The sequence below is a fragment of the Methylobacterium sp. Gmos1 genome, from assembly GCF_053764715.1.
The window spans coordinates 148,644-172,721 of record NZ_JBSNCC010000011.1; the positions used below are offsets into that span (position 1 = coordinate 148,644).

The 24,078-nt window shown below is 72.0% G+C and carries 23 protein-coding genes; 14 read left to right on the forward strand and 9 right to left on the reverse strand.

Annotated features, from left to right (window positions below; genetic code table 11):
- Nucleotides 1–47: 47 nt before the first annotated feature.
- Nucleotides 48–2,864 (reverse strand): chemotaxis protein CheW, encoded by a 2,817-nt coding sequence (locus ACS5PV_RS20705; protein WP_455397226.1) that lies wholly within the window; start codon nt 2,862–2,864, stop codon nt 48–50.
- Nucleotides 2,865–3,044: 180 nt separating this feature from the next.
- Entirely contained in the window at nt 3,045–3,740 is a 696-nt protein-coding gene (chpT, locus tag ACS5PV_RS20710; RefSeq protein WP_455397227.1) for a histidine phosphotransferase ChpT, read from the reverse strand.
- A gap of 164 nt (nt 3,741–3,904) precedes the next feature.
- On the opposite strand from chpT, the gene ACS5PV_RS20715 reads away from it, so the two are divergent.
- Nucleotides 3,905–4,780: a 3'(2'),5'-bisphosphate nucleotidase CysQ family protein gene (locus tag ACS5PV_RS20715; protein WP_455397228.1), complete on the forward strand. Its 876-nt coding sequence runs from the start codon at nt 3,905–3,907 to the stop codon at nt 4,778–4,780.
- 403 nt (nt 4,781–5,183) lie between these two features.
- Here the strand turns inward: ACS5PV_RS20715 and ACS5PV_RS20720 are convergent, their stop codons facing one another.
- Complete coding sequence (locus ACS5PV_RS20720; protein WP_455397229.1) at nt 5,184–5,642, reverse strand: YHS domain-containing (seleno)protein; 459 nt, start codon at nt 5,640–5,642, stop codon at nt 5,184–5,186.
- Nucleotides 5,643–5,776: 134 nt separating this feature from the next.
- Here ACS5PV_RS20720 and ACS5PV_RS20725 point away from each other — a divergent pair, with 134 nt between their 5' ends.
- The 3 genes from ACS5PV_RS20725 to ACS5PV_RS20735 all read left to right on the forward strand — a co-directional run bounded on the left by ACS5PV_RS20725 (nt 5,777) and on the right by ACS5PV_RS20735 (nt 7,947).
- Nucleotides 5,777–6,409 (forward strand): DUF1134 domain-containing protein, encoded by a 633-nt coding sequence (locus tag ACS5PV_RS20725; protein ID WP_455397230.1) that lies wholly within the window; start codon nt 5,777–5,779, stop codon nt 6,407–6,409.
- Nucleotides 6,410–6,569: 160 nt separating this feature from the next.
- Nucleotides 6,570–7,448 carry a hypothetical protein gene (locus ACS5PV_RS20730; RefSeq protein ID WP_455397231.1) on the forward strand — a complete coding sequence of 293 codons (879 nt, stop codon included), beginning with the start codon at nt 6,570–6,572 and terminating at the stop codon, nt 7,446–7,448.
- A 253-nt stretch (nt 7,449–7,701) separates the two neighbouring features.
- Nucleotides 7,702–7,947: a 3',5'-cyclic-nucleotide phosphodiesterase gene (locus ACS5PV_RS20735; protein WP_455397232.1), complete on the forward strand. Its 246-nt coding sequence runs from the start codon at nt 7,702–7,704 to the stop codon at nt 7,945–7,947.
- A gap of 21 nt (nt 7,948–7,968) precedes the next feature.
- Here ACS5PV_RS20735 and ACS5PV_RS20740 read toward each other — a convergent pair whose 3' ends face one another.
- Nucleotides 7,969–10,077: an ATP-binding protein gene (locus tag ACS5PV_RS20740; RefSeq protein WP_455397233.1), complete on the reverse strand. Its 2,109-nt coding sequence runs from the start codon at nt 10,075–10,077 to the stop codon at nt 7,969–7,971.
- Nucleotides 10,078–10,390: 313 nt separating this feature from the next.
- On the opposite strand from ACS5PV_RS20740, the gene lptM reads away from it, so the two are divergent.
- From lptM to ACS5PV_RS20765, 5 genes are all read left to right on the forward strand, one after another.
- Entirely contained in the window at nt 10,391–10,774 is a 384-nt protein-coding gene (lptM, locus tag ACS5PV_RS20745) for an LPS translocon maturation chaperone LptM (RefSeq protein WP_455397234.1), read from the forward strand.
- A 202-nt stretch (nt 10,775–10,976) separates the two neighbouring features.
- Nucleotides 10,977–12,257, forward strand: coding sequence for a diaminopimelate decarboxylase (lysA, locus tag ACS5PV_RS20750; RefSeq protein ID WP_455397235.1), 1,281 nt, complete (start codon nt 10,977–10,979; stop codon nt 12,255–12,257).
- Nucleotides 12,258–12,318: 61 nt separating this feature from the next.
- Nucleotides 12,319–12,864, forward strand: a complete 546-nt coding sequence (locus tag ACS5PV_RS20755) for a hypothetical protein (protein WP_455397236.1) — start codon at nt 12,319–12,321, stop codon at nt 12,862–12,864.
- Between the two features lie 304 nt (nt 12,865–13,168).
- Nucleotides 13,169–13,366: a hypothetical protein gene (locus tag ACS5PV_RS20760; RefSeq protein ID WP_455397237.1), complete on the forward strand. Its 198-nt coding sequence runs from the start codon at nt 13,169–13,171 to the stop codon at nt 13,364–13,366.
- Between the two features lie 86 nt (nt 13,367–13,452).
- The gene (locus ACS5PV_RS20765; RefSeq protein ID WP_455397238.1) at nt 13,453–16,080 is read left to right on the forward strand and encodes a TIGR02302 family protein; all 2,628 of its coding nucleotides are present in this window, start codon (nt 13,453–13,455) and stop codon (nt 16,078–16,080) included.
- A 96-nt stretch (nt 16,081–16,176) separates the two neighbouring features.
- Here ACS5PV_RS20765 and ACS5PV_RS20770 read toward each other — a convergent pair whose 3' ends face one another.
- A complete protein-coding gene (locus tag ACS5PV_RS20770; RefSeq protein ID WP_455397239.1) occupies nt 16,177–16,950 on the reverse strand; it encodes an outer membrane protein in 774 nt (257 codons plus the stop codon).
- Between the two features lie 381 nt (nt 16,951–17,331).
- On the opposite strand from ACS5PV_RS20770, the gene ACS5PV_RS20775 reads away from it, so the two are divergent.
- The 5 genes from ACS5PV_RS20775 (at nt 17,332) to ACS5PV_RS20795 (ending at nt 21,220) form a co-directional block, all read left to right on the forward strand.
- A complete protein-coding gene (locus tag ACS5PV_RS20775; protein ID WP_355291584.1) occupies nt 17,332–17,517 on the forward strand; it encodes a twin transmembrane helix small protein in 186 nt (61 codons plus the stop codon).
- 177 nt (nt 17,518–17,694) lie between these two features.
- Nucleotides 17,695–18,270: a cob(I)yrinic acid a,c-diamide adenosyltransferase gene (locus tag ACS5PV_RS20780; RefSeq protein WP_455397240.1), complete on the forward strand. Its 576-nt coding sequence runs from the start codon at nt 17,695–17,697 to the stop codon at nt 18,268–18,270.
- Between the two features lie 190 nt (nt 18,271–18,460).
- A complete protein-coding gene (locus tag ACS5PV_RS20785; protein ID WP_455397241.1) occupies nt 18,461–19,210 on the forward strand; it encodes an electron transfer flavoprotein subunit beta/FixA family protein in 750 nt (249 codons plus the stop codon).
- 40 nt (nt 19,211–19,250) lie between these two features.
- Entirely contained in the window at nt 19,251–20,201 is a 951-nt protein-coding gene (locus ACS5PV_RS20790) for an electron transfer flavoprotein subunit alpha/FixB family protein (RefSeq protein ID WP_455397242.1), read from the forward strand.
- Between the two features lie 137 nt (nt 20,202–20,338).
- Entirely contained in the window at nt 20,339–21,220 is an 882-nt protein-coding gene (locus ACS5PV_RS20795; RefSeq protein ID WP_455397243.1) for a 3-hydroxybutyryl-CoA dehydrogenase, read from the forward strand.
- A 12-nt stretch (nt 21,221–21,232) separates the two neighbouring features.
- Here the strand turns inward: ACS5PV_RS20795 and ACS5PV_RS20800 are convergent, their stop codons facing one another.
- From ACS5PV_RS20800 to upp, 4 genes are all read right to left on the reverse strand, one after another.
- Complete coding sequence (locus ACS5PV_RS20800; protein ID WP_455397282.1) at nt 21,233–21,712, reverse strand: hypothetical protein; 480 nt, start codon at nt 21,710–21,712, stop codon at nt 21,233–21,235.
- A 158-nt stretch (nt 21,713–21,870) separates the two neighbouring features.
- Nucleotides 21,871–22,185 carry a hypothetical protein gene (locus ACS5PV_RS20805; protein ID WP_455397244.1) on the reverse strand — a complete coding sequence of 105 codons (315 nt, stop codon included), beginning with the start codon at nt 22,183–22,185 and terminating at the stop codon, nt 21,871–21,873.
- Nucleotides 22,186–22,303: 118 nt separating this feature from the next.
- A complete protein-coding gene (locus ACS5PV_RS20810) occupies nt 22,304–23,311 on the reverse strand; it encodes an NAD(P)H-quinone oxidoreductase (protein WP_455397245.1) in 1,008 nt (335 codons plus the stop codon).
- 79 nt (nt 23,312–23,390) lie between these two features.
- A complete protein-coding gene (gene upp, locus ACS5PV_RS20815; RefSeq protein ID WP_455397283.1) occupies nt 23,391–24,053 on the reverse strand; it encodes a uracil phosphoribosyltransferase in 663 nt (220 codons plus the stop codon).
- Between the last annotated feature and the right edge of the window lie 25 nt (nt 24,054–24,078).

Below are 24,078 nucleotides of genomic sequence, written 5' to 3' on the forward strand. Positions count from 1 at the left end.
GGGAGTTGGGTCCGGACGCGCTGCGCCCGGACGATCGCGTCAGCGGGTCACGCCGCGGCGTCGAGGGGGGCGCTGGTGATCTCGTTCACCGCCGCCACCAGGCCGGAGCGGTCGAACTTCGCCACGCAATCGGCGACGCCGAGCGCCCGGGCGCGGGCGAGCGAATCCGGCGCCATCGTGCCGGCGAGCGCCACCACCGGCATCGCGGCGAGCCTGCCGCCGACCTTGCGCATCGCCTCGATCAGGTCGAAGCCCGAACGGCCCGGCATCTCCAGGTCGCAGACCACGAGGTCGAAGCGGGCCTCGCCGCCGAGATGGCGCAGGGCCTCCTCGGCATCACCCGCCTGCGTCACGCGGAAGCCCGCCGCCTTGAGCACGGGGGTCAGCATCTCGCGGAAGAAGGCCGAGTCGTCGACGAGCAGCAGGCTCGGCACCTTCGGCACCGCGCGATGGGCCGACTGGCCCCAATCGTCGTGGGCGAGCGGCAGGTAGTGGGCGATGTTGACGATCTCGGTCGCCCGGTTGCGAACCACCGCCGAGCCGATCAGGTCGGAGCGCTCGGTGACCAGTTCGACGTCCAGCACCTCGTCGACGATGTCGACGATCTCGTCGACCACGAGGCCCATCGAGCGCTCGCCGTCGGAGAACACCACCAGGGCCTGGGCGCCCTCGCGCTTCATCGCCTGCCCCGGGTCGGCCGGGACGAGCGGCATCAGCCGGCCGCGATACTGGATCAAGGGGCGCCCGCCGACCCACTCGATCTTGGCCGCGTCGATCTCCTCCAGGCGCGTCACGAGCGAGAGCGGCACGGCCTTGAGCGAGTCGCCGCCGCCCTTGAACACGAGCAGCGTCACCGCCTGATCGGCCCCGTTCTCGTCGCCGTCGGCCTCCGCCTCGACCTCGCCGGGCTGGCCGCTCGCCGCGCCCGATCCGACCATCTTGGCCACGCCGTTGGGATCGATGATCAGCACCACCGCCCCGTCGCCCAGGATGGTGTTGCCCGAGAACAGCGGGATGTGCCGGAGCTTGGAGGACATCGGCTTCACGACGATCTCCTCCGTGTGGAAGACGCCGTCGACCAGGATGCCGAAGCGCTGGCGCCCGACCTGGCTCACCACCACGAAGCCCTCGTCGGTCGAGGCCGGGGCGTCGGGCGCGTCGAGGCCGAGCATCGCCGCCACCGGCACGATCGGCAGCAGGCGGTCGCGCAGGCGCAGGACCGGCGAGCCGTTGATCCGCTCGACCGTGTGGTCGGTGCCGGGCTGCACCCGCACCAGCTCCAGCACCGAGACCTGCGGGATCGCGAAGCGCTGCTCGCGGGCCGAGACGATGAGCGCCGCGACGATCGCCAGCGTCAGCGGGATCTTGATCGTGAAGGTGGTGCCGCGGCCGAGCTCGGTCTGGATGTCGATCGTGCCGCCGATCAGCTCGATGTTGGTCTTCACCACGTCCATGCCGACGCCGCGGCCGGAGACCGAGGTGACCGCCTTGGCCGTCGAGAAGCCGGCGTGGAAGATGAACTTCGCCACCTGGGCGTCGGTCATCCGCTCGACCTCGGCCTCCGTGGCGACGCCGCGCTCGACCGCCTTGCGGCGGATCGCCGACAGGTCGAGGCCCTTGCCGTCGTCGGCGATCTCGATGGTGATCGTGCCGCCCTCGTGGAAGGCGTTGAGGCGGATCGTGCCCTTCTCGGGCTTGCCGGCGGACTTGCGCTCAGCGCCCGACTCGATGCCGTGGTCGGCCGAGTTGCGCACCATGTGGGTGAGCGGGTCCTTGATGACCTCCAGCACCTGGCGGTCGAGCTCGGTCTCGGCGCCCTGCATCACCAGGTCGATCTTCTTGCCGAGTTCCGACGACAGGTCGCGCACCACCCGCGGCAGCTTCTGCCAGGCCGAGCCGATCGGCTGCATGCGGGTCTTCATCACCCCTTCCTGCAGCTCGGCGGTGACGTGGGACAGGCGCTGGAGCGGCACCTTGTAGTTGCCGTCCTCGTGCCGGCGCGCGATCTCGAGCAGCTGGTTGCGGGTCAGCACCAGCTCCGAGACCATGGTCATCAGGTGCTCGAGGGTGTCGACGTTCACCCGGATCGTCTGCACCTTGCTGACCGGGCCGCTCTCGCCCTCGGCGGCGGGCTGCTCGGCCCGGGCCGGCTCGGGACGGCGCGGCTCAGGAGCGGCGGCTTCCTGGCGAACGGGCTCCTGGCGAGCGGGCTCCTGGCGAGCGGGCTCCTGGCGAGCGGGCTCCTGGCGAGCGGGTTCCTGGCGAACAGCCTCCTGGCGGGCCGGCTCGGGACGGACGGGCTCGGGCGCCGGCAGCGGGGCGAGGGCCTCGGGAGCGGGCGCGTCGGTCTCGACGGCGGTATCGCGAAAGGCGCGCTCGAGGTCGTCGAGGGAGACCTCGCCCGGCTTGAGCGCGCGTTCCAGCACCTGGAGCACCAGGGTGCCGGAGGTCGCCGGGGGGGCGACCGGCACCGGCTCGGGCGCCGGGACCGGCTCCTCGGACATGCGCTCGAGGGCGCCGATCAGGTCCTCGTCGACCCCGGCCGGCTCGCCGCCGGTGCGCTCCAGCTCGGCCAGGATCAGCTTGATCCGGTCGAGGGTCTGCAGGATCAGGCTGACGGCCGGGCTCGTCACCGGCATCCCGTCGCGGAACTTGCCCATCAGGGTCTCGGCCGCGTGCGCCAGCGCCTCGAGGCGCGGCAGGCCGAGGAACCCGCAGGTGCCCTTGATGGTGTGCACCAGCCGGAAGATGTTCCGCAGGATCGTCTGGTTGTTCGGATCCTGCTCGAACCGGACGAGTTCGAGGTCGACAGTGTCCAGGTGCTCCCCGGATTCCGTCAGGAACTCACGCAACAAATCGTCCATCGCGGCCACTCGTCGATCCACGCAGGATCTCTGCGCAGTGTCCACGCTGCCACGGGAGCCTTTATGATCCGTTGCCGGAAGTCCTCACACTCGCCCGATCCCGGTCGTCATCCGGGTCAGAATCGAAGGAAAACCCCGGGCGCGGGGAAGAACACGCTCCGCCCGGGGTCCGGCGCGGGGTTAGATGCCGTTATCGTCGGCCTCGACGTCGGGCTCGACGTCAGGGGTGCCCGGAACGGCGGGCTCGGCCCGGATCGTGACCGTGTCGCCCTCGATCGAGAACCGCACGCCCATCTCGGCGGCCCGGGCGACCAGGCCGGCGTAGAACGGCTGGATCGCGTGGGCGTCGACGGTGCCGCTCGCCGGCGTGCCGGCGATAAGCGCCTCGACGTGGGGCGGGATGCGGGCATAGGCGCCCTTGGCGGTCAGCACGAAGACCGGCGCCTCGGCCTCGCCGGTGACCGCGACGTCGATGACGCCGCCGCGGGGAATCGCCGTGACGGCGATGACCACCAGGTTCAGGAGCAGCTTGACCTTGTTCTTCGGAAACAGCGCCCGCGGCGCGCTCCAGGACAGCTGGGTCTTCTCGTCGCCGAACATGCCGCGGGAGACGTTCTCGGCGTCGGCGAGGTCGATGCTGGCGCCCGCCGAGCCCGCCGCCCCGAAGGCGATGCGGGCGAATTGCAGCCGAGCCGAGGCCTGGCGGGCGCTCTTGCGGATCAGGTCGAGGGCGAAGTCGCGCATCTCGGCGCTGTCCTCGTCCTCCAGCACCTCGAGGCCGTTCACGATGGCGCCGACGGGGCTGATGACGTCGTGGCAGACCCGCGAGCAAAGCAGCGCCGAGAGGTCGAGGGCGTCGAGGGTGACGGTAGTCATGGGCGCGCTCCGCGGGGCCGGCAGATGGGGTCGTGGTCGCGGCGGCTCCCGCCACGGTTTGCCGGCACGGATAGCCGTCGCGCGGCGGTTTGAAAAGGCGATCGACGTATCGTCGCTTGCGCCGATCGATCGACAAGCCCGCCGCCGGCGGGCATGAATGCACGATGACGCCCGCCATCATGCCCACGCTCGCGCCGACCCTGTCCCTCGACCGACCGCCCGGCCCCGACGAGCGCGACGCCATCGCGCTGCACCTCGCGGGGATCGCCACGGCGGCCGGCGTGGTCCTGCGGCGCTTCGAGCTCGGCGGCTGCCGCCACCACCTCAAGGCCGACGGCTCGCCGACGAGCCAGGCCGACCTCGCCGCCGAGGCGCAGATCGTCGCGGCGCTCGGCCAGATCTGGCCCGGCATCCCGGTGATCGCCGAGGAGACCGCCGCCGAGGCGGCCCCGGCCGCCCTGTTCTTCCTCGTCGACCCCCTCGACGGCACCAAGGATTTCCTGAAGGGCACCGGGGAGTACACGGTCAACATCGCGCTGGTCGCCGGCGAGCGGCCGGTGGCGGCGGCGCTCGCCGCCCCGGCGCTCGCCCGGGTCTGGGCCGCCGGGGAGCGCGCCGTCGAGGCGCCGGTCGTCGAGGGCGTGCCGGGCGCCTTCCGGCCGGTTGCGGCGCGGCCTGTCCCGGCCGACGGGATGACGGCGCTGGTCAGCCGCAGCCACGGCGAGGCGGCAGACGAGGCCTGCCTCGCCGGATTGCCGATCGGGGCGCGGCGCGGCGTGTCCTCGGCGCTCAAGTTCGGGCTCATCGCCTGCGGCGAGGGCGACGTCTACGTCCGCTGCGGCCCGACCATGGAGTGGGACACCGCCGCGGGTGACCACATCCTGACCCAGGCCGGCGGCTGCCTCGTCGGCCCGGACGGAGAGCCCCTCGGTTACGGCCGCCGGCCCGGCCAGTACCGCAACGGCCCGTTCGCGGCCTTCGGCGATCCCGCGCAGGCCGGCCGCGCGGTGCTGCCGGCGACGTGCCCGGCGCGGGGCTGAGCGGGAACGTTTTCCGACGAAGTGGATACCAGTTCGTCGAAGGTATGCGGCACGATCAAAACCTGAGAGCCGCGCCCGATTGCAGCGCCACGCTACCCAACACAGCAGGCTGAGCAGGTGCGGGCGCGACGGCTGAGAGAAAGATCCCTCCCCCCTCTGCGGGGGAGGGTGGCGAGCGAAGCGAGCCGGGAGAGGGGACATCGCTTCCGGATATGGCGGAGCCACCGTGAAAGGCGCCACCTGGATCAGCGTCGCGCTGCCCCTCTCCCGACCCCTGCTGACGCAGGAGCCACCCTCCCCCGCAGAGGGGGGAGGGTTCATGTGCTCGGCCGTCGCAGCCCAATCACGCAACCTCCTGTGTCGTGTAACGTGTGCATCGCGATCGGGCGCTGCTCCAGGCGGCTCAGCTGCCGATCGCGGCCTCGGGCCGCAGGCTCGGCCAGCGCGCCTCCGCGGCGTCGATGAGGGTCGTGTCGGCCCGCGCCCGGCGCTCCGCATCGCGAAAGAGGTAGAGGCGGTCGTCGCGCAGGGCCGCCACCAGGGGATCGGTCTCGACGAGCCGGCCGGCGGCCATGCCCTCGGGATCGAAGCCGCCGAGGCGCGGCGCGTAGGCCTCGGGCGCCCGGGCGAAGGCGCCGCGATTGGCCGCGGTGGCGAAGCGCCAGACCAGGCCCGACCAGGTGAATTCGTGCGCCTCGGTGCCGGGCAGCGGCGCCTCCCCGAGCCGGTAGGAGACCGGATCGAAGCCGCGCAGGGCGAGCGCGGTGAGGGGATCGGCGGCGTAGAGGTCCGGCACGCCGAGCGGCGTCTCGCCGCGGGCCGGCGCTGGCAGGAGCGCGCCCGCGGGCAGAAGCGACAGCACGCCGCGCCGCGTTAACCGGATCTTACCCATATTCGCCGCATCTGTGGCATCCCGCCGCCCGTCCGCGCCGGCTCCCATGGGCTCGACGCCCGCGGTGGCCGTCGGGGACCACCTTAAGCCGGGATGCCTAACGAATGCTCTCAGCCTCCTCCGTCTCGTCAGGTCGGCAGACGCCCGGCGTCTCGCGCCGGCGCGCGCTCGCGGCTCTGCTCGTCGCCGCCTCCGCGATGCTCGCCGCCCTGCCCGGCACCGCCGCGGCCCAGGGACGTGGCCCGGGCGACCCCGGCACCTTCCAGCCGCGGGAGATCATCGATTCGGGCCACCAGTTCTTCGGCTCGGTGTCGCGCGGCCTCGCGCTCACGGTGCAGGAGGCGACGCGGCGCTGGGGCGAGCCCAACGGCTACATCCTCGGGCAGGAGGCCTCCGGCGCGATCATCGGCGGCGTGCGCTACGGCGAGGGCACGCTGTTCACCCGCAACGCCGGCCAGCGCAAGGTGTACTGGCAGGGGCCGTCGCTCGGCTTCGACGTCGGCGGCGACGGTGCCCGCTCGATGATGCTGGTCTACAACCTGCCGCGGGTGAACGCGCTCTACCGCCGCTTCGTCGGCATGGACGGCTCGGCCTACGTGGTCGGCGGCTTCGGCATGTCGGCGGTGACCGCCGACAACATCGTGGTGGTGCCGATCCGCGCCGGGGTCGGGGCGCGCTTCGGAATCAACGTCGGCTACCTCAAATTCACCGATTCGCCGACCTGGAACCCGTTCTGAGGGAACCGCCCGCGCACGGTCGCGCTGGTCCTGGCGGCCGTCCCGTGGCAGGGTCCGGCCGCGCCGCCCGCGTGCTCCGATGCCGGCGCGCGGGGCGCGCCGACCCTATCCACCGTCCGCGCCGGTTCGTCCGCCCGGACGCCGAGAGAGTATCGCCCGGGTGATCGAGTCCCTGATGTTCGCGGCGCTGGGGTTCCTCGCCGCCAGCCTGTGCGCCCTGCTGATCCTGCCGGCGCTCAACGCCCGGGCCGAGCGCCTGACGCGGCGCCGGCTCGAGGCGCTCTACCCGATGTCGATCGTCGAATTGACCGCCGAGAAGGACCACCTGCGGGCCGAGTTCGCAGTGCGCGAGCGCCAGCTCGAGCGCCGGGTCGAGGAGGCGCAGGCCGCCCGCCGGGCCGAGATGGAGGAGATGGGCCGGCGCACCGTGCGCATCGGCACGCTCACCCAGGAGATCGAGCGCCGGGACGCGCATCTCGGCGCGATCGAGCAGGACCTCGCGGCGGCGCGCGGCAACCTCGCGCAGGTCCAGGGCGAGGTCGCCGAGGCCCGCACCGCGCGGGCCGCCGCCGAGGAGGCGATGCGGGCGCTGGAGGGCCCCTACCAGCGGGCGCTCGCGGAGCTCGCGACCTTGCGCGCCGAGGTCGAGGCGAGCCGGACCGGCCGGGCCGAGGCCGAGACGGCGCGCGGCGTCGCCGAGGAGCGGGTGCGGGCGGCACGCGGACAGGTGGCCGCGGCGGGCGAGAGCGTCGCCAGCGCCGCCCGCGAGCAGATCCAGGCCCTCGAGGACGCGCTGGCCGACCTCAACGCCCGCCACGCCGCCGAGACCGAGGCGGCCCGGGCCGAGATCGCGCGGTTGCACCGCGCCTTGCAGGACGCCGCGCGGGCTGCCTCCCCGCCCCCCACCGCCGAGATCGCGGCCCAGAACGCCGCCCTGGAGCGCCGGATCGCCGAGGTCGCCGACGCCCTGATGCAGGGTCGGTCAGAGCCGCGCCTGCCGCAGGCGACGCCGCTGCCGGCCCCCGCCGCGGCCGGGTGACCGCGCAGCGTGTGCTCTGCGGCACATCGCTGCCGCATCGTCCCGCGCGCAGCTGCGCCGCGCCGATCGGGAAACGCCCCGGAAACACCGTCCAAGCTGTTGGGGCAACAGGGGTTTCTCGCATCGGGCGACGAGGCCTGCCCGGTGCAGCCGGTGCCCGTCCCGCAACGGCCTCACCCTGCGGCCCTTGTCAGGCTAGGGGTTTGAGGCCATGTGGCTGCCACTTCCCACGCTCTGCAAGGCTTCGACAGACATGATGCTCAGGCCGATGTCGCTCGCTCTCCTGACTGCCGGCAGCCTGATGGTGCTCGCCGGACCGGCCCTAGCCCAACGGGACGACCCCAACCTGAAGAAGTACTGCACCGGCGACTACATGACCTATTGCGGCAACCTGCCGCCGGACAGCCCCGAGGTCGATAAGTGCTTCGAGAAGAACATGAAGAAGATCTCGGTCAACTGTAAGAGGGCGATCGACTACTACGAGCAGACCCACAAGTAGGCAGTTCGTCCGGGGCTCGGCTCACGCCGAGGCCTCGGCCGGGCTGGCGGCCTCCAGGGCCTCGGCCAGGGCCTCGATGGTGAAGGGCTTGCGCAGGACCGTCTCGCCGGGGCCCGGCCGAGGGCCCTCCTGGTCGTCGTCCCGCGGATGCCCGGTGGCGAAGATCACCTTCAGGTCGGGCCGGCGCCGCCGCGCCTCGGCCGCCAGCGTCGGCCCGTCGAGGCCGGGCATCACCACGTCGGTGAACAGCACCGCCACGTCCCGCTCGCTGTCGAGGACGGCGAGCGCCGCCGCCCCGTCCGGCGCCGTCACGGTGCGGTAGCCGAGTTCCCCGATGGTCTCGGCGCTCGCGAGCCGCACCGCGGCGTCGTCCTCCACCACCAGCACCGTCTGCCGCGCCCGGCCCGGCACCGCCGTCGCGAGGAGCGACCGGCCGGCGGTCTCGGCCGGCACCCCGTCGGCGCTCACCGGCAGGGTCAGCTCGATCGCCGTGCCCTGCCCCGGCTGGCTGTCGATGCGCACGCGCCCGCCCGACTGGGTGACGAAGCCGTAGACCTGGCTCAGGCCGAGGCCCGTGCCCCTCCCTTGCGGCTTCGTGGTGAAGAACGGCTCGAAGGCGCGGGCGACCACGTCGGCCGGCATGCCGGTGCCGGTGTCGCGCACCGTCACGGACACGGCCCGGGTGCCGTCGTCGAGGGCGCCGTGCGCCGTCTCGAGCGAGAGCCGCCCGCCGCCAGGCATCGCGTCGCGGGCATTGACCGCGAGGTTGAGGATCGCGTTCTCGAGCTGGTTCTGGTCGACGAAGATCGCCGGCGGATCGGGCATCAGCCGGGTCTCGACCCGCACCGTCTCGCCGAGGGTTCGCCGCAGGAGGTCGATCATGCCGCCGACGAGGCGGTTCGGATCGGTCGGGCGCGGCTCCAGGGGCTGCTGGCGGGCGAAGGCGAGAAGCCGGTGGGTGAGCTTCGCCGCCCGGTCGGTGCCGTCGAGGGCGCCGGCGATGAAGCGGCCGACATCGGTGTCGCCCCGGGCGATGCGCCGCTGCACCAGCTCCAGCGAGCCGGTGATGACGGCGAGCAGGTTGTTGAAGTCGTGGGCGATGCCCCCCGTCAACTGGCCGACCGCCTCCATCTTCTGCGACTGGCGCAGCTGGTTCTCGGCGGAGAGCCGCTGGGCGTGCTCGCGCTTGAGGTCGGCCAGCGCCTGCTGCTCGGCCCGCGCCCGGGCGAGCGCCAGCCAGGCCATCAGCACCAGGGTCAGGGCCGAGACGGTGGCGACGAGGCCGTAGATCCGCAGGTTGTCGTACCAGCGGTCGAGGGCGATCACGGTCTCGACCGAGAAGGCGACCTCGACCGGATAATCGCCGATGCGGCGCCAGGCGTAGAGCCGCTCGGCCTCGCCCGGCGGGGTGCCGGTGGCGGCACCCCCTTGGGGGCGGGCGCGGATCGCCCGCAGCAGCGGATCGGCGGGGGCGAGGCGCTCGTCGACGTCGGGGCCGGGCGGCTCGCGCACCAGGATGGCGCCGTCGGCGCGCAGCAGCATCGCCCGGTGGTCGGTGGGCGCGGCGATCTCGGCGTAGAAGCGGGCGAAGTATTCGGTGCCGAGCGCGATCACGATCACGCCGTCGAACCGCCCGTCGTCGGTCGAGCGCCGGCGGCTGACCATGAAGGCGGTGGTGCCGTCGGCATCCCGCACGGCGGGGCTGACGTAGATCCCGATGTCGCGCGGGCGGTGGACCGAGAAAACGTCCCGGGCGGCGAGGTCGCGGCCGAGATCGGCCTCGCGGCTCGACGCCTCGATCTTGCCCTGCGGATCGACCACCCACACCGCCCGGGCCTGGGCGAGCGGCGCCTTCAGGCTCGCCAGGAAACCGCCGGTGGCGGGCGCGGCGATCTGGCTCCAGCTGCGGTCGAAGACGTAGTCGTCGACCCGGTCCATCGCCAGTTCGGCGGTGTCGAACACCTTCGAGGCGTGCTCGTGCATCACCGCCGCGGTGCGCACCACGGCGCTGTCCTCTTCCCGCAGGACCTCGGCCCGGTTCCACCACGCCGCGCCCACCAGGACGACGCACGGCACCAGGAAAGCCGCGGCGACGAGGAGCTGGTGCAGCCGCACCGTCGAAAGGCTCACGGGACACTCACAAACGCGACGGAAGCCGACGCGGCGATCGGCCAAAAGCTTAACTGTTCGTTAGCGGATTGGCGAGCGAAACGATCGCCGCACCGATCCTCCGCCGCCGCCTTAGCGGGCGGTGTGTCGCCGGGGCATCGGCGGGGTCGCCCGACGACGACGCACTCTCGCGGGCCGCTTCCAACGCCGCCTTAACGGCCACGCTCGAATGCCGCGCAATCGCGCCGGAAAGGCCGCGAGACCCGGGCTCGCCTCGCGGGGTGCGGACCGCTATGGTGCCGCGGCCACGCTTCGCGTTTCCCGGATCCCGCCCGTGTTCCGTTCCCGTACCCTCGTCCTCCTCGGCCTGATCGCCCTCTCGGCCGCCGCCTGCGGCCGGCGCGGCCCGCTCGAGCCGCCGCCCGCGGCGGCGACCGCCCAGCCGCAGGCGGGCGGCCAAGGGATTAGCCAAGCGACCAGCCAAGTGACCAGCCAAGCAGGCGGGACCCGGCCGAAGACCGGGGCGGCCGCGGTCAACACCCTTCCCGCCGGCGTCGGGCTCTCGGCGGGCGCCTCCGCCCCGGACCCGGAGGACGAGCTGCCCTCCACCGCCGTCGCCGCGCCGACCGGGATCCCGGCCCCGACGGAGTCGTCGTCGCGCCGCCGCAAGGGCTACGTGATCCCCAAGGAGCCCTTCCCCCTCGACCCGCTGCTCTGATCGGGCCTGAAGCAGATTTCGCCGAAGCGGTTGCCGGTTCGGCGCCAAAAATCTGCGGCACAACAAGACCCTGAGCGGACGACGCGTTAGCCTGCCGACACAAGTCTGCTTGGAGGGTGCAAAGGCCGACCGGTTTCGTGTAGAGGGCGCGTCTCACGCGCCCGCGTCAGGCGCGGCAGCGCCCGAACCCCGGTCAACCTCCATGCACCACTTCACCTATCGCGACGGCGTGCTCCACGCCGAGGACGTCGACCTGGCACGGCTCGCGGGCGCGGTCGGCACCCCGTTCTACTGCTACGCCTCCGCCACCCTGGAGCGGCACTACCGGGTCTTCGCCGAGGCCTTTGCCGGCGACGACGCGCTGGTCTGCTACGCCATGAAAGCGAACTCGAACCAGGCGGTGCTCGCCACCCTGGCGCGGCTGGGCGCCGGCATGGACATCGTCTCGGAGGGCGAGCTGCGCCGGGCGCTCGCCGCCGGCGTGCCGGGCGAGCGGATCGTGTTCTCCGGCGTCGGCAAGACCAAGGGCGAGATGGCGGCGGCCCTCGACGCCGGCATCCTGTGCTTCAACGTCGAGAGCGAGCCCGAGCTGGAGCAGCTGTCGCGGGTGGCCGCCGCCAAGGGCGCGACGGCGCCGGTCTCGATCCGGGTCAACCCGGACGTCGATGCCCGCACCCACGCCAAGATCTCCACGGGCAAGTCCGAGAACAAGTTCGGCATCCCGATCTCGCGCGCCCGCGAGGTCTACGATCGGGCGGCCCGCTTGGCCGGCCTGTCGCTCGTCGGTGTCGACATGCATATCGGCAGCCAGATCACCGATCTCGCACCCTACGACAACGCCGCCGCCCTGCTCTGCGGGCTCGCCCGCGACCTGATGGCGGCGGGGCACAGGCTGCACCACGTCGATTTCGGCGGCGGGCTCGGCATCCCCTACCGCGACGACAACGCGCCCCCGCCGGACCCGGCGGCCTTCGCGGCGGTGCTGCGGCCGCATTTCCGGCCGCTCGGCCTGAAGCCGGTCTTCGAGATCGGCCGGATGATCGCCGGCAATGCCGGGGTGCTGGTCACGCGGGTGCTCTACGTCAAGCACGGCGAGGGCCGCACCTTCGTGATCGTCGACGCGGCGATGAACGACCTGATCCGCCCGACCCTCTACGAGGCCTACCACGCCCTGCGCCCGGTGGCCGAGCCGAAGCCCGAGGCCGGCCGCCTCACCGCCGACGTGGTCGGCCCGGTCTGCGAGAGCGGCGACTACCTGGCGCTCGCCCGCGAGATGCCGGAGGTCAAGCCCGGCGACCTGATCGCCGTGATGTCGGCGGGCGCCTACGGCGCCGTGCAGGCCTGCACCTACAACACTCGGCCCCTGGTGCCCGAGGTGCTGGTGCGGGGGCCCGACCACGCGGTGATCCGGCCGCGGCAGAGCTATGAGGAATTGATCGGGCTCGACCGGATGCCCGGGTGGCTGGCCGATCCAGCAGGCTGAAGCCGCCTCGGAACGAATGCATGCGGTCCAGCGGCACCGTCCCGCACGACCATGGCCACCCGTGACCATGGATCGTCACGAGGCATCCAAACGGTATGCGGCGCTTCTTGCGACAGCAGAGGCTGATGCGACCGATAATCTGGCGGCAATCTTGCCGCCGGAGTCTGTCGTCGAGCCGATCACCGGTGTCACCTTGTCGGCCTGGGAGCTGCAGTGGCGACCCGTATCGACGCGACGACCACCAGAAGGCGGTTGGGACTGGCCGTCGATCTGGACGGACCGGCGGCGGCGCCACAAGGAGTTGTTTCACTGCGCGGTCTGGACCGGTGGCGATCGCCTGGTCGGACTGGCGCTCGGTGTCCCGAACAAAACGGCCGTCGTTCTGGAAGGTGTCGAGGGTGATCCGCGTGGAGACAATCCCGCCAGCGGTCTTGTCCTCATCGCCATCATCGAAGCTGCGGCCTGCTACGCTCGGCTGACGAATCGATCGGAGATCTGGGCCAGAGAGCCGTCGAACCAGCGCCTCGTTGACCTCTACGTCGAGAGGTTTACGTTCGAGCCGGTGAGCCGCAAGGGCTATCCCTTCTATTGCCGCAAGCGATTGTGATTGCCATGGACGATCCGAGACGAGCACAGGCTCAGGCCCCGGGGCGAAGCGATATCTCGGAGGCTCCCGCCGTGCCTTCGGAGGCAGCGGCTACCGTCAAGCCGGGTCCGACTCGCGGCATCATCGCCTCCCTCAGCTCCGAGGACGTCGCGGCGATCGCGTCCTACACGGGCTCCATCCTGAGCGGGAGCGGCCTCCCGCGCCGTCCGACGCGCGATCGTTAAAATGCGACGGAATTTCCGAACCGGACGGCCAGTCCTCGCGGCCTAACGTGCCGGCATGTGATCCGCGAGGAGCAGACGTGATGACGCCCCAAGGCAATCTTCTCGCCCGTGCCGAGGCCGTGGTCGAGCGCGCGTTCCGCGTCGCCGCCGAGCACCACGCGACCCTGGCCCAGGCCCGCCACGCCGTGCAGCCCCTGCGCGAGGCGGCGATGCGGCAGGACGGGGGCGTGCCGCACGCTCCCGAAACCGGGCGCCCGCGCAAGGACCTGTCGGCCTGAGCCGATTTGACCCGCTGGCCCGTCGGGACCGGCATGCTAGCCTGCCGCCTTCGCCCGTCCGCGGACGGGACCAGCGGGAGCAGGGCATGAGCAAGGCCGAGCCGGACACCGCGCAGCGCGACCCCGCCCCCGAGGGCCGGGCCGATCCGGTGCGCGCCGGGCTCGACCGGCTGGTGGTCCGCGCCGGGCGGGTGACGCTGTGGGAGCAGGCCTGGCCGATCCTGTGGCGCGGCCTCGCGGTGGTGCTGGCCTTCCTCGCCGCGTCGTGGCTCGGGCTGTGGCTCGATGCCGGACCGACCTTGCGCATGGCGGGGGTGGCGCTGTTTAGCCTCGCCCTCCTCGTCGCGCTGCTGCCGCTGGTGCGCCTGCGCGGAATCGGGCGGCATCAGGCGCTGGCGCGGATCGACCGCGATGCCGGCCTGTCCCACCGCCCGGCCCGCACCCTCGAGGACACCCTCGCACTCGGGCAGGACGATCCCGGCACGCAGGCGCTCTGGGCGCTCCACCGCCGGCGCGCCGCCGCGACGCTCGCCCGCCTGAAGGTCTCCGGCCCCCGGCCCGGGATGGCGCGGCGCGATCCCTTCGCCCTGCGCGCGGGCGCGATCCTCGCCGCGGTGGCCGGCGCCTTCGTGGCCGGGCCGGAGGCCGGCGACCGCCTGCGCGCCGCCTTCGACTGGCGCGGGCCGGCCGCGGCCGCGCCCTCGTTCCGGGTCGACGGCTGGATCGACCCGCCGCTCTACACCCGCACACCCCCCCTCATCGTCACCCTGGCGGAGGCCGGCCAGCGCCTGCGGGCGCCGGTGAACTCGACGCTGGTGGTGCGCATCGCCGGCGCCTCCGACGCGACCGTGACGCCGGGTGCCGGCCTGAAGGCCCTGCCCGCCACCGCCCCGGCCCGGCCCGACCTGCGCGAGGAGCGCTTCACCCTCACCGGCGGCACCGCCGAGGTCGCGGTGCAGACGGGGTTCGCCAGCACCCACCGCCTCACGATCGAGACCATCCCCGACCGGCCGCCGGAGATCGCCTTCGCGGGCCAGCCGGAGGCCAACGGGCGCGGCACCTTCACCCTCGCCTACCGGGCCAAGGACGATTACGGCCTCGCCTCGGCGGAAGGACTCGTCGAGCCGCAGGCGAAGGCGCGCAGCCTGGTGCCACCGCCGCGCCTCACCCTGAGCCTGCCGGCGGACGCGCAGGGGACCAGCGACACCCGCACCCTGATCGACCTCACCGACAACCCCTGGGCCGGCGCCAAGGTGCTGCTGACCCTGGTGGCCAAGGACGAGGCCGGCCAGGAGGGGCGCTCTGCCCCCCTCGCCTTCACCCTGCCGGGCCGGTTCTTCACCAAGCCGCTGGCGCGCTCGCTCGCCGAGGAGCGCCGCCGCCTCGTCCTCGATCCGGACGGGAGCCGCGCCCGGGTCGAGACCTCGCTCGACGCGCTGCTGATCGCGCCGGAGCGGTTCACGCCGCAATGGGGCGTCTTCCTCGGCCTCCAGGAGGCGTCCCGCCGCCTGCGCGCGGCGAAGACCGACGAGGCCCTGACGGAGGTCGCCGACCTCCTCTGGACCATGGCGCTCCAGATCGAGGAGGGCGACCTCTCGGACGCCGAGAAGGCGTTGCGCGCCGCCCAGGACCGGCTCAAGGACGCCCTCGACCGCGGCGCCTCCGACCAGGAGATCGCCAAGCTCACCGACGAGCTGCGCCAGGCGATGGACCGTTTCCTGAAGGAATTCGCTCAGCGCCAGCAGCAGAACCCGCAGAATCCCGGCCAGCAGAACCAGCAGGCCGACCGCACGGTGACGCCGGACGATCTCGCCAAGATGCTCGACCAGATGCAGGACGCGATGAAGCGCGGCGACGTGGCCGAGGCCCAGCGCCTGCTCGACCAGCTCCGCGGCATCCTGGAGAACCTGCAGACGGCGCAGCCGAACTCGCGCATGTCGGATCCGACGGCCCGCGAGATGAACCGCCAGATGCAGGACCTGGAGGCGATGGCGCGCGAGCAGCAGGGGCTTCGCGACGAGACCTTCCGCCAGGGCCAGGAGCGCCGCTTCGGCAATCGCAGCCAGCCGCAGCAGCCGGGCCAGCAGGGCCAGCGCCAGCCGGGTCAGCGCGGTCAGCAGGGGCAGCGCGGCGGCGAGCCTCAGCCGGGGCAGGACGGCCAGCAGCCCGGCCAGCGCGGCCAGCAGGGGGGCGACAAGCAGGGCGGTGTCGGCGACCGCCAGCAGGCCCTGCGCCAGCGCCTGGAGGACCTTCAGCGGCGGATGAAGGAGCTCGGCATGCAGGGCGAGCAGGGCCTGTCCGACGCCGAGCAGGCGATGCGCGAGGCCGAGAACGCGCTCGGCCAGGGCCAGGACGGCTCCGCCGTCGACGCGCAGGGCCGCGCCCTCGAAGGGTTGCAGCGCGGCGCGCAGGGCATGGCCCAGCAGATGCAGCAGATGGGCCAGGACGGCGACGGCCAGCAGGCGGCCGACGGGCAGCAGGGCCAGGGCAACCCCAACCAGCCCGGCCGCCAGGGCGCCCGCGACAACGACCCGCTCGGTCGCCCGACCCGCAACCGCGACTTCTCCGACGGCCGCGTGCGGGTGCCGACCGCCGAGGAATCCGGCGTCGAGCGGGCCCGGCGCATCCTGGAGGAGCTGCGGCGCAAGCTCGGCGACCCGAGCCGGCCGGCGGAGGAGCTGGACTACTTCGAGCGGCTGCTGCGGCGGAACTGACGCCCGGATCCCGGCAGCAGAACGGCGCGGCCCTGACCGGGACCGCGCCGTTCTGCATTCGTCGACGCGGGGCGCCCGACCGCCGGGCGCCGCCGCTCAGTTGAACAGATTGAAGTGGTAGTTGATGCCGACCTTGAGCTGGTGGGTGTCGAGGCCGGTGCGGACGCCGAACTGGGTTCCGAGGGCACGGAAGCGGATGTCGCGCTCGAAGTCGGAGTACAGGTACTCGCCCTTCACCGAGAGGTTCGGCATGATCATGTATTCGAGGCCGGCGCCGACGGTGTAGCCATCGACCGGGATCGAGGCGTTGAACGAGGTCGGCGCGACGAGGCCCGGCGCCGCGACGCTGCCGCGGGCACCGATCTCGGTGAAGGCCCAGCCGCCGGTGACGTAGGCGAGGAGCGGGCCCCAGGCATAGCCGACGCGGCCGCGGACGGTGACGAAGTAGGTGTCGGTCTTCAGGCCGCCGCTGGCGCTGCCGGTGGCGCCGGCCGCGGCGCGGAACTCGTTGTGGATGTCCGAGTAGCCCGCATCAGCCTCGACGCCGACGACGAAGCCGTTGTTCGGCGTGAACTGGTAGTTGTAGCCGACGGTGCCGCCCGCCACGAAGCCGGCGGCCGAGACCTCGGCCCGGGACGGCGGCAGGACCGCCGGGCGCGGCGCGGTCGTCGCGGCGCGGAAATCGCCCCCGACGGCGCCGCCGGCGTTCACGCCGGCGTAGAAGCCCGTCCAGGTGAAGGCCGGCGGTGCGGCGAAGACCGGCGGCGGCGCGGCGCGGCGGGGCAGGTCGGCGGCGTGCGCGCCACCCGACAGCGCGAGCAGGCTCGTGGCTGCGAGCAGGTAGGACTTCACGAGAGGAACCTCAATCATCGATTTGCATGGGTCCGGGCGCGCGGCGGCCGGAACTGTTCACCAGGGAATTGGTCCGGGCCGCCCCCGGTCCCGACGCATTCGCGCCAGATCCCGCAATGAGCCGCCCGACCGCTGCACAGAAGCACGCCGGCCTGCACCCGTCTATCGCATTCGCGCAACACCGGAACGGCAAACGGAGACTGACCAGGGCATCGGTGCAATTCCGTGATGACTGACATCGACTTGTGAATACTGATTTAACAAGGCCAGTGCGGAGCCGGACGCTGCGATCGAGGGCGTGCCGCGTGCTCCGCCCGGCCGCGCTCCTGCGGCGCAAGAGCCCCTCCCGTCGGGACCCGATCCGCCCTATCAGGCCGTTCCACCTCGCGAGCCTACGGAATGTCCGGCAACACCCTCGTCCTCATCGCCTGCCTCGCGGTCGCCGTGGTGCTGCTGTTCGGCCTCGCCAACATGCTGCGCGGCGGCAGCGCCAACGTCTCGCAGCGCCTGATGCGCCTGCGGGTGGTGCTCCAGTTCGTCGCCATCCTGGTCATCATGGGCGTGCTGTGGTGGCGCGGCGGCTGATTGTGCGTCACGAACCGCGGCCTGACCGATTTCGGCGGCAAGATCGCGGACACGTTCTGAGCGCGTTCCGGCGGCCGGGGGCTGGCGGTCCGGCGGCGGGCCGCTAGAACATCCCGGCCGGACTCGGCAGGGCCGAGTGCGCCCGCCGCACGAAAGCCCGGCTCCAGGGAGCGCGTCGTGGTCGTCCTCAACCGCATCTACACCCGTACCGGCGATTCCGGCACCACCGCGCTCGCCAGCGGCGAACGCCGCTCGAAGGCGGATCTGCGCGTCGAGACCTACGGCACCGTCGACGAGACCAATGCCTGCCTTGGCCTTGCCCGCCTGCACACCACGGGCGACCTCGACGCGATGCTGGGCCGGATGCAGAACGACCTGTTCGATCTCGGCGCCGACCTCGCCACGCCCGAGACGGGCGAGCCCCTGCCCTACGAGCCGCTGCGGATCGTCGCCGCCCAGGTCGAGCGCGTCGAGCGCGAGATCGACGCGCTGAATGCCGCGCTCTCCCCCTTGCGCTCCTTCGTGCTGCCCGGCGGCTCGCCGGCGGCGGCCGCGCTCCACCTCGCTCGCACGGTCTGCCGCCGGGCCGAGCGCCTGGCGGTGGCGCTCGCCGGGACCCCGGGCGAGACCGTCTCGCCGGTGGCGATCCAGTACCTGAACCGCCTGTCGGACTTCCTGTTCGTCGCCGCCCGGGTCGCCAACGACGGCGGGGCGGCCGACGTGCTGTGGGTGCCGGGAAAAACCCGCACCTGACAAACCGCACCTGAAAACCCGCGCGCGAGACCCGCATCCGACGGGGGGTGGCGGGTCCCCGACGCGCGTTGACAATTCAGAAAATCGGCCGCTACGGTCCGCGCCACCTTGCTCAATCGGGGATGATCGCGGGCCGGCCATGGGAGGGCCCGACCACGATCGCCCCTTCATCCTGAAGGATGCGACGATCATGAAGGTCCTGGTGCCCGTCAAGCGGGTGGTCGACTACAACGTCAAGATCCGGGTCAAGCCGGACGGTTCGGGCGTCGAGCTCGCCAACGTCAAGATGTCGATGAATCCCTTCGACGAGATCGCCGTCGAGGAGGCGATCCGCCTCAAGGAGAAGGGCAAGGCCACCGAGATCGTCGCCGTCTCCATCGGCCCGCAGGCCGCTCAGGAGACGATCCGCACCGCGCTCGCCATGGGCGCCGACCGCGGCATCCTGGTCAAGACCGACGCCGCCGTCGAGCCGCTCGCCGTCGCCAAGCTCCTCAAGGCGCTGGTGGAGAAGGAGAGCCCGGATCTGGTCATCCTCGGCAAGCAGGCGATCGACGACGATTCGAACCAGACCGGCCAGATGCTCGCCGCGCTGCTGGGCTGGCCGCAGGGCACCTTCGCGTTCAAGCTCGAGGTCGCCGAGGGCAGCCTCGACGTGACCCGCGAGATCGACGGCGGCCTCCAGACCCTGAACCTCAAGCTGCCGGCGATCGTCACGACCGACCTGCGCCTCAACGAGCCGCGCTACGCGTCGCTCCCCAACATCATGAAGGCGAAGAAGAAGCCCCTCGACACCGTGGAGCCGGAGGCGCTCGGCGTCGACGTCAGCCCGCGGCTCAAGGTGCTCAAGACCGTCGAGCCGGGCGGCCGCAAGGCCGGCGTCAAGGTCGCCAGCGCCGCCGAACTCGTCAACAAGCTGAAGGTCGAGGCCGGGGTCCTCTGAGGACGCCCGAGCCTCCCTCAACCGGAAGGAACGATACGCCATGACGACTCTCCTGCTGGTCGAGCATGCCGGCGGCGCCGTGAAGGACGCCAGCACCAAGGCCCTCACCGCCGCCAAGCAGCTCGGCGCCCCGGTCCACGCCCTCGTGGTCGGCGCCGACGCGCAAGGGGCGGCGGAAGCCGCCGCCAAGCTCGACGGGGTCGAGAAGGTGCTGGTGGCCGCGGACGCCGCCTTCGACCACCTGCTCGCCGAGCCGACCGCCGCGCTCGTCGCCGAGCTCGCCGCCTCCTACGACACCGTGATCGCCGCCGCCTCGACCGAGGGCAAGAACGTGCTGCCGCGCGTCGCCGCCCTCCTCGACGTCGCCCAGGTCTCCGACATCATCAAGGTGGTCGGCCCGGACACCTTCGAACGGCCGATCTACGCCGGCAACGCGATCCAGACCGTGCAGGCGACCGACGCCAAGCGGGTGATCACGGTTCGCACCGCCGCCTTCCAGGCCACCCCCGAGGGCGGCGCCGCCGCTCCCGTCGAGGCGGCCGCTGCGGCTGCGGCGCCGGAGACCAAGTCGTCGTTCAAGGGCGAGGAGATCGCCAAGTCCGACCGTCCGGAACTCGCCGGCGCCCGCATCATCGTGTCGGGCGGTCGCTCGCTCGGCTCGGCCGACAAGTTCAAGGAGCTGATCGAGCCCCTGGCCGACTCGCTCGGCGCCGCGGTCGGCGCCTCGCGCGCGGCGGTGGACGCGGGCTACGCCCCGAACGACTGGCAGGTCGGCCAGACCGGCAAGGTCGTGGCGCCTGACCTCTACGTCGCGGTCGGCATCTCGGGGGCGATCCAGCACCTCGCCGGCATGAAGGACTCGAAGGTCATCGTCGCCATCAACAAGGACGAGGAGGCGCCGATCTTCCAGGTCGCCGATTACGGCCTGGTCGGCGACCTGTTCCAGGTCGTGCCGGACCTCCAGCAGGAAATCACCAAGGCCAAGGGCTGAGGACGGAACGCCCCCCGCGTCGGATCGCGCGGGGGGCGGCAGGCAAGACCCGTCCGGACCAAGCGGGATCCCTTCGCATCTGCGAAGGCGCGGTGGTATGAACGCACGGGACGGCGTGGCGGGAAGGCAGGGGTGTGATGGGCATCGAGATCAAGACGGTCGGGATCATCGGGGCCGGTCAGATGGGCAGCGGCATCGCCCATGTCTGCTCCCTGGCCGGGCTCGACGTGCGGATGAACGACCGCGATCCCGATCGCTTGAAGAACGGGCTGGCCACCGTCAACGGCAACCTCCAGCGCCAGGTCTCGAAGGGCGCGATCACCGAGGACCAGCGCCGGGACGCGATCGAGCACATCATCGCGGTCAATTCGTTCGACGATTTCGGTCCCTGCGACCTGGTGATCGAGGCCGCGACCGAGGACGAGACGATCAAGCGCAGCATCTTCAGCGCGCTGTGCCCGTCGCTCCGGCCCGAGACGATGGTGGCGACCAACACCTCGTCGATCTCGATCACGCGCCTCGCCGCCTCGACCGACCGGCCGGAGCGCTTCATCGGCATCCACTTCATGAACCCGGTGCCGGTGATGCAGCTCGTCGAGCTGATCCGCGGCATCGCCACCGAGGACCCGACCTACGAGTCCGCCAAGGCCTTCGTGAAGCGCCTCGGCAAGATCGTGACGGTGTCGGAGGATTTCCCGGCCTTCATCGTCAACCGCATCCTGCTGCCGATGATCAACGAGGCGATCTACACCCTCTACGAGGGCGTCGGCTCGGTCGATTCGATCGATACCGCGATGCGGCTCGGCGCCAATCACCCGATGGGCCCGCTCCAGCTCGCCGACTTCATCGGCCTCGATACCTGCCTGTCGATCATGCAGGTGCTCTACGAGGGCCTGGCCGATTCGAAGTACCGCCCCTGCCCGCTCCTGGTGAAGTACGTCGAGGCCGGCTGGCTCGGCCGCAAGACCAAGCGCGGCTTCTACGACTATCGCGGCGCGGAGCCGGTGCCGACCCGCTGACGCGCGGGCGGGTCAGCGGATCCGGATCAGGATCCGCGGCCGCCAGATCCCCAGGACCACGTTCGCGGTCGAGATCGCGAGCAGCACCCACAGGGTGCCGTGCTCGGCGCCGAGGGACGAGGCGAGGGTCGCCGGGTCGAGGCGGCCGGCGAGCGCCTCGGCGCTGCGCTCGGCCTCCCGCTGCATCGGCCCCTGCACGCCGACGAAGCCGTACTCGAACATCAGGATCCCGGTCGCGAGCTTCACCCAGGCCCAGCCGGCCTGCTGGAAGGCCCGGTTGAGCGCGACCGCCAGCAATCCGGCCACCAGCATCAGGGCGAGCGAGGGCAGGAAGATCCAGGTCGAGACCGCCGCCATCGCGCCGCGCATCAGGGCGTAGCCGGCAAGCGCCGAGGGCGGGGGGCTGAGGCCGAGCAGCACGACCAGCGAGGCCATCGCGCCCATCAGGCCGATCGCCCCCATCGTGTGCAGGAACTTCATCAAGCGTCGCATCGCCACGACACGGCTCCCTTGCACGGCCCGCGCCAGCGTAGGGGAACGCGTCGAAGGAGAGGGAATCACATTCCCGTGCCGGACGGGCCGCGCCCGAACGGCCGAAGGGCCGCCTCCCTGCCGGGAGACGGCCCTTCGCGCATCGGTGGCGAAGGTGCTTACTTGGTAGTGGTCGAGCCCGTGGACTTCGGCTCGGCCGGGACCGGGTAGGCCGGGTTGCCGGCCGGCACGCCGGCGCTGTTCGCCGACGACGCACCGCCGCTGCCGTTCGGCGAACCGGTGATCTGCTGGCGCGAGGCGTCCTGGCTCTGGCTGGCGTAGTCCTTCGGGGCGTTCGCCCCGTTCCAGCCGAGCAGGGCCACCATGGCGACCGCGAGCAGGGCGAGGCTGCCGAGCAGCACGTAGAGGACGGGGCGGCCGCGAGCGCCCTGGCGGGCGGCGGTCGGGGTCTCGATCGGGCGGTTGGTGTCCATGGCGAACCTCGGTTCCAGGCCCGGCGGCGGGTCGCGCCGGGCGAATGACGTCTCGTGACGGGCCAACGTCAGCGATCGGCCGAGGTTCCTGCCAGGGGGCGTGCTCCGTCTCCGCGCTCTACTTGCCGGTGAGCAGCATGATCTTGCCGAGATGCGCGCTCGATTCCATCAGCGCGTGGGCCTCCCGTGCCTGATCGAGCGGGAAGGTGGCGTGGATCACCGGCTTGACCATGCCGGATTCGAGCAGCGGCCAGACCTCCTTGCGCAGGCCCTCGGCGATGGCGGCCTTCTGGGCCACGGTGCGCGGGCGCAAGGTGGAGCCGGTGACGGTGAGGCGGCGGATCATCACCGGGGTCAGGTTCACGTTCTCGGCGAGGAAGCCTTGCAGGAAGGCGATGATGACGAGCCGGCCTTCCAGCGCCAGCGATTTCAGGTTGCGCTCCAGGTAGGCGGCGCCGACCATGTCGAGGATCACGTCGACCCCCTGGCCGTCGGTCAGGCGCTTGACCTCCGCGGCGAAGTCGGCCTCGCGGTAGTTGATGGCGTGGTCGGCCCCGAGGGACTCGCAGAAGGCGCATTTCTCGGCCGAGCCGGCGGTGGCGTAGACCGTGGCGCCGAACTGCTTGGCGAGCTGGATCGCCGTCGAGCCGATGCCGCTCGACCCGCCATGGACCAGGAAGCGCTCGCCCTGTTGCAGGCGCCCGCGCTCGAACACGTTGGTCCAGACCGTCCAGTAGTTCTCCGGCAGGCCCGCCGCCTCGACGAGGGAGAGCGGAGCAGGCTTGGGAAGGCAGAGCGCAGCCTCCGCCACGGCGTACTCGGCGTAGCCGCCGCTGATCGTCAGCGCGCAGACCTCCTGGCCCTCGGCGAGACCGGTCACGCCCTCGCCCAAGGCGGCGATGCGGCCGGCGATCTCGAGGCCCGGGATCTCGGTGGCACCGGGCGGCGGCGGGTACTTGCCGGCGCGCTGCTGGCAGTCGGGCCGGTTCACGCCCGCCGCCACCACCTCGACCAGCACCTGGCCGGGGCCGGGGCGCGGCACCGGCGCGGTCTCGATCCCGATCACCTCCGGCCCGCCGGCCCCGTTGAAGCGGACCTGGCGCATGGTGGCGGGGATCGACGGCATGGGGCGGCTCCGCGTTGACGGGATGTGCGCCCTTACCTGCCGCGCGGGGGTGCCACCGGCAAGACCCCCGCCCAAGGTCTTACCGCGTCCCGTACATCCGGTCGCCGGCATCGCCGAGCCCTGGCAGGATGTAGCCGTGCTCGTTCAGATGGCTGTCGATCGAGGCGGTCCAGACCGGCACGTCCGGGTGGGAGCCCTGGAACTTCGCCAAGCCCTCCGGGGAGGTCAGCAGGCACACGAAGCGCAGGTCGCGGGCGCCGCGCTCCTTCAGCCGGTCGACCGCGGCGACCGCCGAGTTCGCCGTCGCCAGCATCGGGTCGAGGACCAGCACGGTGCGGTCGGCGAGGTCGGACGGGGCCTTGAAGTAGTATTCCACCGCCTCCAGCGAATCGGGATCGCGGTACAGCCCGATATGGGCGACGCGGGCCGAGGGCAGCAGCGACAGCATGCCGTCGAGGAAGCCGACGCCGGCGCGCAGGATCGGCGCGAGCACGAGCTTCTTGCCGGCGATCTGCGCCCCCTGCATCGTGACGAGCGGGGTCTCGATCTCGACCGGCTCGAGCGGCAGGTCGCGGGTGACCTCGTAGGCCAGAAGCGTCCCGATCTCGTTCAGGAGCTGGCGAAAGCCCTTGGTCGAGCGCGCCTTGTCCCGCAGCAGGGTCAGCTTGTGCTGCACCAGCGGGTGGTCGACCACCGTGACCGGCGCCACACCCGTCTCCCCGCGCGCACCCGCACCCTGCATCGCCGTCTCCCCGTTCACGATCACG